The sequence below is a fragment of the Barnesiella sp. CU968 genome (genome assembly GCF_905219685.1).
GTDB lineage: Bacteria > Bacteroidota > Bacteroidia > Bacteroidales > Muribaculaceae > Lepagella > Lepagella muris_A.
In genome coordinates this window covers 1-1,663 of the sequence record NZ_CAJMXD010000518.1, presented here as the reverse complement: position 1 = coordinate 1,663, position 1,663 = coordinate 1, and the positions used below count along the sequence as shown (strand labels likewise).

General features: G+C 55.7%; 3 protein-coding genes. All 3 read left to right on the top strand.

The features are described 5' to 3' along the window. Positions 1-247: oligosaccharide flippase family protein (locus JX312_RS13285; protein ID WP_204458393.1), on the top strand; the 247-nt coding region annotated here is incomplete at its 5' end. 36 nt (positions 248-283) lie between these two features. Further along, on the top strand, positions 284-847 hold the full coding sequence (locus JX312_RS13280; protein WP_204458392.1) for a hypothetical protein: 564 nt from the start codon (positions 284-286) through the stop codon (positions 845-847). Positions 848-851: 4 nt separating this feature from the next. Then, positions 852-1,631, top strand: a complete 780-nt coding sequence (locus JX312_RS13275; protein WP_123406204.1) for a ZIP family metal transporter — start codon at positions 852-854, stop codon at positions 1,629-1,631. The last annotated feature ends 32 nt before the right edge of the window (positions 1,632-1,663 follow it).

The window sequence follows — 1,663 nt, the reverse complement described above, 5'->3', positions numbered from 1 at the left end:
GAAAAAAATATGGCGGATAGGGTTGAGCGTCTTCTCCTCTTCAACGCTCAATACTTTGTGTCAGAATATATATTCATTCATAATAGGCGCTTTCTATAACCTTTCTTCTCTCGGCTTCTATACGCAGGCTGACAAATGGAGCAAAATGGGGAGCGCCTCGATATCGCAGATTCTCACCTCTTCGTTCGTGCCGCTGCTGTCGAAGGTGCAGGATGACGGGGAGACTTTCCGTCGCTACGTGACGTAAATCAACCGTTTCACGGCGTTTGTCCTTTTCCCGGTCATGGGTGGTATCGCCGTGCTTGGCGCGCCGCTGTTCCATACTCTTTTCGGGCATAAATGGGATGCGGCGATAATTCTTTTCCAGATACTGACGGTAAGAGGGATATTTGTGGTGCTGACTTCGCTTTACAGCAATTATCTTCTCGCGCTCGGCTACGGACGGCGGTTGTTCGCGCTTGAGGTGGCAAAGGATCTGCTGATTCTTGCGGCGATTCTGTCGACTGTCTGGTTTGGCAGTGTTCCGCTGCTGGTGTGGGGGCAGCTTGCGGCTTCGGTTGTCACCTATGTCGTGTCGCTGCTGATTCTACGGCGTGCGGCGGGCTTCAGCGTGCGGGCTATGGTCAGAGACCTGCTCCCGTCAATGGCGATCGCGGGCGTGTCATGCCTCGTTGTCGCGGTGGCTCTCTATACCGCAGGTCTCTCGGGGTGGTTGTCTTTGCTGTCGGCAAACATGGCTGGGCTGATTCAATTGGGGGGAGGTCTTCTGCTCGGCATCGGGTCATACCTTCTTCTGTGCCGCCTTGCACATCTCCCTGAACTCAGGGAGGCGGTCAGAATGTTATAATAATATGAATGGTCTTGCAATTGGCTTGATGTTGCCGTTCGCCGGAACGGCACTGGGAGCGGCGTGTGTGTTTCTGATGCGGCGCGAAATGCCGCAGTTGCTGCAGAAAACACTCACCGGGTTCGCCGCCGGTGTGATGGTCGCCGCCTCTGTGTGGTCTCTGCTTATACCCTCTATGGAAATGACCGGCAAAGAGGGGATTGCGAGTGTGATACCTTCGATTGTCGGTTTTGCCGTCGGCATACTGTTTCTGCTGTCGCTCGACATGGTCGTGCCGCATCAGCATATCGACGGCGGCATGAGCGAAGGTCCGAGAAGCGGATTGTCGCGTACTGCCAAACTCGTTTTCGCGGTGACGCTACATAATATTCCGGAAGGTATGGCGGTAGGAGCGGCGCTTGCTGCCGCGTTGGAGCATAACGCCTTTTTGCCTATGGCTGCGGCGCTTGCTCTCTCGCTGGGTATCGCGATACAGAACTTTCCGGAAGGGGCGATAGTGTCGATGCCGCTGCGCATGGCTGGCAACAGCCGCCGCAAATCGTTTGTCATCGGCGCGTTGAGCGGCGTCGTCGAACCGATTGCCGCCGCAGTCACTATTCTGCTTGCGTCCGTGGTGTTGCCGATACTTCCCTATCTGCTGGCGTTTGCCGCCGGATCGATGATGTATGTCGTGGTCGAGGAACTGATACCCGAGACGCAGGAAGGTCGCCACTCGAATATGGGCACCGTAGGCTTCGCCGTCGGTTTCCTGCTGATGATGCTGCTCGATGTGGTTCTGGGGTGAGAAATGGGGTGAGAAATGGGGTGGAATGGGGC

Excerpts from the sequence above, each read along its gene's own strand:
- JX312_RS13275 (WP_123406204.1), top strand. The coding sequence starts at position 852 with ATGAATGGTCTTGCAATTGGCTTGATGTTGCCGTTCGCCGGAACGGCA.
- JX312_RS13280 (WP_204458392.1), top strand. The coding sequence starts at position 284 with ATGGGTGGTATCGCCGTGCTTGGCGCGCCGCTGTTCCATACTCTTTTC.